This window comes from Allobosea sp. (genome assembly GCF_030694325.1).
Taxonomy (GTDB): Bacteria; Pseudomonadota; Alphaproteobacteria; order Rhizobiales; family Beijerinckiaceae; genus Allobosea.
In genome coordinates, this window is the sequence record NZ_JAUXYO010000121.1 from 1 (window position 1) to 6,600 (window position 6,600).

The following is a 6,600-nucleotide window of genomic DNA, read 5'->3' on the forward strand; positions in this document are numbered from 1 at the left end:
CCGCCGCGCGCGCCGCCGCCGCTGCCCGGTCGGCCTCTCGTGATCCCGCTCTCCCTGCCCATCGCGCGCACGCAACCGCCACCGCTGCTGTCGCTCGCGGCCTTCGCCCAGCCCTGGCCGGGGGCGCTTGCCGTCTGGGAGGCGGACGGCGCAGGTCAGTTCGCGTTGCAGCGGCTGATCGAGGCGCCCTCGATCGTCGGGGAGACGCTGACGGCGCTGCCGCCGGGACCGCTCTGGCGCAGCGACACCCGGGCCACTCTGGAGGTGCGGCTGCGGGGCGGCGTCCTGGCCTCGGTGACGCCGGAAGCGGCGCTGGGCGGGGCCAACGCGCTCGCCCTGATCGGCGCCGACGGCGAGATCGAGATCGTGACCGCGACGCAGGTCGAGCTGATCGGCCCGCAACGCTTCCGGCTGTCGGGCCTGCTGCGCGGCCTCGGCGGGTCCGAGGCGGCGGCGGGCCGGATCCTGCCGGCGGGCGCGCGCCTCGTCGTGCTGGACGGCGCCGCCGTGACCCTGACCGACGACCTCGCCGACCTCGGGCGCGAGCAGCGCTACCGGGTCGGTCCCGTCCAGCGCGACATGGGCGACCCGTCGATGGCGGAGGTCGTCGCGATGGCGGGGCCGGCGGCGCTGCTGCCGTTGTCTCCGGTGCATGCCCGGGCCCGGCGCCGGGCGGACGGCATCGCCATCGACTGGATTCGCCGCAGCCGCATCGACGCCGATTCCTGGAATCTGGCGGAGGTGCCGCTGGGCGAGGAGGCCGAACGCTACGAGATCGCGGTGCGGCAGGACGGGGTCGTCCTGCGTCGCGGGACCACTGAAAGCCCGCGCTGGCTCTATCCGAATGCGGAGGAACTGGCCGATTTCGGCATCGCCCAGGACGAGATCGAAATCGTGATCGCCCAGATCAGCACCGTCGTCGGGCGGGGGCGGGAATACCTTGGATACCTGCCGATCCGCTGACATACTCCCGCCGATCGCAGCATTCATGGCGTGTTCACGCGTGCGGGGTTAGCCGATGTCGATCATGCCCGTCGAAACCGTCCTCGCCCTGTCCCTGCTGGCGGCTCCGTTGCCGATCCTCCGGATCGACAACCCGGAACCGATTTCGTGCCTGTCCGCAGACGAAACGCGCGATGCGGTGGCCGATGGCCGGGTGATCCAGCCGGCGCAGGCTTCGCGTCATGCCCGCCAGGCCGCGCCCGGCGAGGTCGTCCGCATCAGGCTGTGTCGCCAGGGCGACGAGTATGTCTACGTGGTCACGACGCTGAAGCGCGATGGCCGCGTCGCCCGCGTGACGCTCGAGGGACAGTCGGGCAAGGTCGGCACGATTCGCTGAGCCCGCCGGGCGATCCCAGCCCAACAGGAGTTGATCCGCCGTGAGACTGCTCGTCGTCGAGGACGACAAGGACCTGAACCGCCAGATCGTCACCGCCCTCGAGAACGCCGGCTATGCCGTCGACAAGGCTTTCGACGGGGAGGAGGGGCTCTATCTCGGCGAGACCGAGCCCTATGACGCGGTGATCCTCGATCTCGGACTGCCCAAGGTCGACGGTGTCGCCGTGCTGCAGGGCTGGCGACGGGCCGGCAAGGCGATGCCCGTGCTGATCCTGACGGCGCGCGATCGCTGGAGCGACAAGGTCGGTGGCTTCGACGCCGGCGCCGACGACTACGTCACCAAGCCCTTCCATGTCGAGGAACTGCTGGCGCGGGTGCGGGCGCTGCTTCGCCGCGCGGCCGGGCACGCGACATCGGAACTCGTCTGCGGCCCGGTCAGGCTCGATACCCGCGCCAGCCGTGTCGTCGTCGATGGAAACCCGGTCAAACTGACCTCGCACGAGTACCGGCTGCTGGCCTATCTGATGCATCATCAGGGTCGCGTCGTCTCCCGCACCGAATTGGTCGAGCATCTTTACGACCAGGATTTCGACCGCGATTCCAACACGATCGAGGTGTTCGTCGGGCGCCTGCGCAAGAAGCTCGGGGTCGAGGTCATCGAGACCGTGCGCGGCCTCGGCTATATCTGCGCCGCGCCCGCCAAGGCCTGATCGTCGGCGATGCCGTTCCGCCCGCATCGCTTCTCCCTCGGCACACGGCTCTTCGTCTCGGCGGCTGTCTGCTGTGGGCTGGTGCTGATGTTGGCGGGCGTCGGCCTGACGACCTTCTACCGCCGTTCGGCGGAACGGGGCTTCGACGAGCGCCTGAGCGTCTACATCAAGGAACTGATCGCCGATCTTGCCGCGCCGCCCGAAACCGAACGCCAGGCGATCGGCGATCTCGGCGAACCGCGCTTCGACCTGCCGCTGTCGGGCTGGTATTGGCAGATCATCCGTCTCGACGGCGAGCGGCCCACGATCCGCGCCTCGCGCTCGCTCGTCGGCGGGCAACTACCCAAGCTCCTTGACCAGCCGATCGTCCCCAATGCGCGCGGCATCCGCGAAAGCTACATCTCCGGCCCCGACGATCGGTCGCTGCGCATCCTCGAACGCGAGATCGACGTCGGCGAGGATGGCCGCTTCACGGTCGCGGTCGCCGCCCCCTCCGACGAACTCGACGCCGACATCCGCGAGTTCCGCTTGGCGTTGACGATGACCTTCGTCCTGCTCGCGCTTGCGCTGGTCGCCTCGACGATCGTGCAGGTCCGCTTCGGCCTTCGCCCGCTGGCGCGGCTGAGAAGTGCCGTCGGCATGGTGCGTACCGGCGAAACGCCACGCATCGTCGGGCAGTATCCGCCCGATCTCGCCCCGCTCGCCGGCGAGCTCAACCTGCTGATCGATGCCAACCACGAGATTCTCGATCGTGCCCGCACGCAGGTCGGCAACCTCGCCCATGCCCTCAAGACACCCCTGAGCGTGATGCTCAACGAGGCCGAGATCGGCGACGGCAACCTTCCCCAGACCGTCAGGACCCAGGCCGCCGTGATGCGCGATCAGGTCCAGTATTATCTCGATCGCGCCCGGGCCGCGGCGCTGTCGGGCGCGCTCGGCGGGGTCACCGAGGTGGTGCCGTCGCTGAACGCCCTGATCCGCACCTTCGCCAAGATTTCGCAGGGCCGCGGCATCGTCGGGAGCCATACCGTGCCCGACGGCGCGCGCTTCAGGGGGGACCGGCAGGATTTCGAGGAAATGCTGGGAAACCTCCTCGACAACGCTTTCAAATGGGCTGAAACCAAGGTTTCTGTCTCGCTCGATCCGGCGCCCGTCGGCTCAGGGCGGATCGTTTTGTTGATCGACGATGACGGACCCGGATTGCCCGACGATGCCCGGGCCGACATGCTCAAGCGCGGGCGGCGCCTCGACGAGGGCACGCCCGGCTCCGGTCTCGGTCTCTCGATCGTCGTCGATCTGGCGAAGCTCCATGGCGGGGATGTATCGCTGGAGCGGTCGCCGCTCGGTGGGCTGCGGGCGCGCCTGACATTGCCTTCGGTCTGACGAGATGACGCACCGCGTGACCCTATGTCGCCATATTCGGGGCATGATGCGGCGGCCGCTTTTGGCTATGAGCGTATCATGCTGATCTGGATCATCTTCGCGATCATGACCGGAGCCTCCGTCTTCGCCCTTCTCTGGCCGCTCGGCCGGGGGCGGACGCTCGCATTCGCCGATGTCGGGGACGCCACGAGCCTCTATCGCGCGCAGCTCGGCGAGATCGACCGTGACCTCGCTCGCCGGCTGATCGGGCCGGCCGAAGCCGAAGCCGCCCGCGCGGAGGCCGCGCGTCGCCTGCTGCGCGCCTCGGGTGATCAGGCGGCGCCCGCGGGCGAGACGGAATCCTCGCTGCGCCGCCGTCGCGCCAGCTCGGCGCTCGCCCTGTCCTGCGTGCCGCTCCTCGCTTTGCTGGTCTACGGGGCCTATGGCTCGCCGGCCAAGCCGGACCAGCCGCTTGCGGCGCGTCTCCAGGCCGATCCGTCGCGGCAGGATTTCGCGCTCGCGCTCGCCCGCATCGAGGCCCATCTCGCCGCCAACCCGTCCGACGGCAAGGGCTGGTCGGTCATTGCGCCGGTTTATATGCGCCTGAATCGCTATGACGACGCAGCCACCGCCTTCGCGGCGGCCATCCGCCATGGCGAGGCGAGCGCAGAAGCCCATGCCGGGCTCGGCGAGGCACGGGCTCTCGCAGCCGGCGGCGTCGTCACCGCCGCTGCGCGCGAGGGCTTCGCCGGCGCGCTGAGTCTCGATCCGAAGAATGCCCGGGCCCGGTTCTTCCTCGCCATCGGCCAGGAGCAGGATGGTGACGCGGCCGGCGCCATCGCCAGCCTGCGCGCCCTGCTCGACGAGGCCGCCGCCGATGCGCCCTGGAGCCAGACCGTTCGCCAGCGGTTGGCGCGGCTCGAAGCGGAAGCGGCGGCTGGCGGAATCGCGGCGCTGCCGCCGGCCGAGCAGCAGGCCGCGATCCGCGGCATGGTCGAGGGGCTCTCGGTGCGGCTGAAGGAGGGCGGCGGTACGCTGCCGGAATGGACGCGCCTGATCCGGTCGCAAGCGGTCCTCGGCGACAAGGCGGCGGCGCGGGAATCGCTGGCCCTGGCGCGCGAGCGGCTGTCGCAGGAGGCCTCCGCCGCTGCGGCGCTGGACGCGCTGGCCGGGGAACTCGCCCTCAAGGAGACTGCGCCTTGACCGCCGTCGAGCCTGTACGCCCGCTCGCCGGAAAGCGCCGCTATACGCGAAAGCAGCGCCGGCTCATGCTGATCGGCGCCGCCGGGCTGGTGCTCGCCCTGTCGGCCGGGCTCGTGCTGTTTGCGCTGCGCGACACCATCGTCTTCTTCTACGGTCCGACGGAGATCGCGGAAAAGGGCGTGACCCCCGGCACGCGCATGCGCCTCGGCGGGCTGGTCGAGCCCGGCTCGGTCGTTCGCGGGCCCGGACAGCGCGTCGGTTTTTCGATCACCGACAGCCGGACCACCATCAAGGTCACCTATGAGGGACTGCTGCCCGACCTGTTTCGTGAGGGGCAGGGCGTCGTGACCGAGGGCGTGTTCCAGGGCGGCGACCAGTTTCGCGCCGACTCGGTGCTCGCCAAGCATGACGAAACCTACATGCCGCGTGAGGTGGCCGACACGCTGAAGAAGCAGGGCCACTGGCAGCCGGGCGGGGCAGGGGGATCGGCACCCTCGGCGAAGCCGGCCCCGCAGTCGTCCCCATGAGGCAGTCATGATCGTCGAGATCGGCCATTTCGCACTGGCGTTGGCGCTCGGCGTTGCCGTGGTGCAGTCGCTGGTGCCGCTCTGGGGCGTCGCGCGGCACGACCGGGCGCTCGCCAGCGTCGGCTCGGCCGCCGCCGTCACCTGCTTCCTGCTGGTCGCGCTCGCCTTCGCCGCACTGGTCACCTCCTATGTGCGGTCGGACTTCTCGGTCGAGAATGTCGTCGCCAACTCGCATTCGACGCAGCCCCTGATCTACAAGCTGACCTCCGTCTGGGGGAACCATGAGGGCTCGATGCTCCTCTGGGTCCTCATCCTGACGCTGTTCGGCGCGCTCGTCGCATTGTCGCGCCGCTCGCTTCCGGTGCGTCTGCGGGCTGGGACCCTCGCCGCCCAGGGCATGGTCACGGTGGCATTCCTGGCTTTCACCCTGCTGACCTCGAACCCGTTCCGCCGGCTGGTTCCGGCGCCGCCCGAGGGGCAGGATCTCAACCCGATCCTTCAGGACCTCGGCCTCGCGATCCACCCGCCGCTGCTCTATGTCGGCTATGTCGGCTTCTCGATCACCTATGCCTTCGCCGTGGCGGCCCTCATCGACGGGCGGATCGACGCCGTCTGGGCGCGCGCCGTGCGGCCCTGGACGCTGCTCGCCTGGGTCTTCCTGACACTGGGCATCGCGATGGGCTCCTACTGGGCCTATTACGAACTGGGCTGGGGCGGATGGTGGTTCTGGGACCCGGTCGAGAACGCCTCGCTGATGCCCTGGCTGGCCTGGGCGTCTGAGCTTCTCCGAGCGCCACATCTCCTTCCTGCCGGACGGCGCCGCGCGTTCACCGGACGCGGACGAAGTGCCGCAGGCGCGTGCCACGCCGCCCGAGGCCGCGGCCTAAACAATTGTGAAGACGGGCGCGACGACACGGTGCGCGGCGGTCCTTCCCCACCAGAATCCGCGCTTCAGGATTCCCCGGCCACGCCGATGCCTGTGGCCCTGGGCGACGTGCCGCCCGGGCGACAGCGGGCTGGCGCTGGACTTAATCAGTAAATAGATAAAAAATGGCACCTAACCATCTTGAAAGTGCTGGGTTTATATCTGCGGGCCAAGGCTGGCGCAGACACAACCGGCAGAACCCGGGCGGCAGCAGCGTGAGGATTACGACTATGCGGGCGAAGCTTTTTAATCGGAAACGGCAGCTCATTGGTCTGCTCGTGCTGGGCGCAGCCGCTCTGACGCTCGCCGGCTGCTCGTTCACCAACCCGTTCTGGTCGAGTTACCCGGACGCACCGCGCGACAGCGACTACGCGAAAGACTGGGTTTATCGCGTCGGTCCCGGCGACAGCCTGAACATCTTCGTGTGGCGCAATCCCGAACTGTCGCAGACGGTCATCGTGCGACCCGACGGCCGCTTCTCGACGCCGCTCGTCAAGGAATACCTCGCCACCGGCAAGACGCCGCCCGAACTGGC

Annotated in this window: 7 protein-coding genes and 1 pseudogene; all 8 read left to right on the plus strand. The window is 69.3% G+C overall.

Translation table 11 applies throughout. The features are described 5' to 3' along the window. Positions 1-963, plus strand: a 963-nt coding sequence (locus Q8M82_RS07445; protein WP_465248072.1) for a GTA baseplate fiber-binding domain-containing protein, incomplete at its 5' end; no start/stop codon positions are given. 64 nt (positions 964-1,027) lie between these two features. Then, a complete protein-coding gene (locus Q8M82_RS07450) occupies positions 1,028-1,339 on the plus strand; it encodes a PepSY domain-containing protein (RefSeq protein WP_305690741.1) in 312 nt (103 codons plus the stop codon). 40 nt (positions 1,340-1,379) lie between these two features. Beyond that, positions 1,380-2,048 (plus strand): response regulator transcription factor, encoded by a 669-nt coding sequence (locus tag Q8M82_RS07455; RefSeq protein WP_305690742.1) that lies wholly within the window; start codon positions 1,380-1,382, stop codon positions 2,046-2,048. Between the two features lie 9 nt (positions 2,049-2,057). Beyond that, positions 2,058-3,431 carry a sensor histidine kinase gene (locus Q8M82_RS07460; RefSeq protein ID WP_305690743.1) on the plus strand — a complete coding sequence of 458 codons (1,374 nt, stop codon included), beginning with the start codon at positions 2,058-2,060 and terminating at the stop codon, positions 3,429-3,431. Positions 3,432-3,509: 78 nt separating this feature from the next. Next, positions 3,510-4,613: a c-type cytochrome biogenesis protein CcmI gene (gene ccmI, locus Q8M82_RS07465; protein WP_305690744.1), complete on the plus strand. Its 1,104-nt coding sequence runs from the start codon at positions 3,510-3,512 to the stop codon at positions 4,611-4,613. Continuing rightward, the gene (ccmE, locus tag Q8M82_RS07470) at positions 4,610-5,140 is read left to right on the plus strand and encodes a cytochrome c maturation protein CcmE (RefSeq protein ID WP_305690745.1); all 531 of its coding nucleotides are present in this window, start codon (positions 4,610-4,612) and stop codon (positions 5,138-5,140) included. Before ccmI ends, ccmE begins: the two co-directional genes overlap by 4 nt. A 7-nt stretch (positions 5,141-5,147) precedes the next feature. Next, positions 5,148-5,909, plus strand: a pseudogene (ccsA, locus tag Q8M82_RS07475) (cytochrome c biogenesis protein CcsA); the annotation flags it as partial. Positions 5,910-6,295: 386 nt separating this feature from the next. Further along, positions 6,296-6,600 (plus strand): polysaccharide biosynthesis/export family protein (locus Q8M82_RS07480; protein WP_305690746.1); only part of this gene is annotated, 305 nt, incomplete at its 3' end.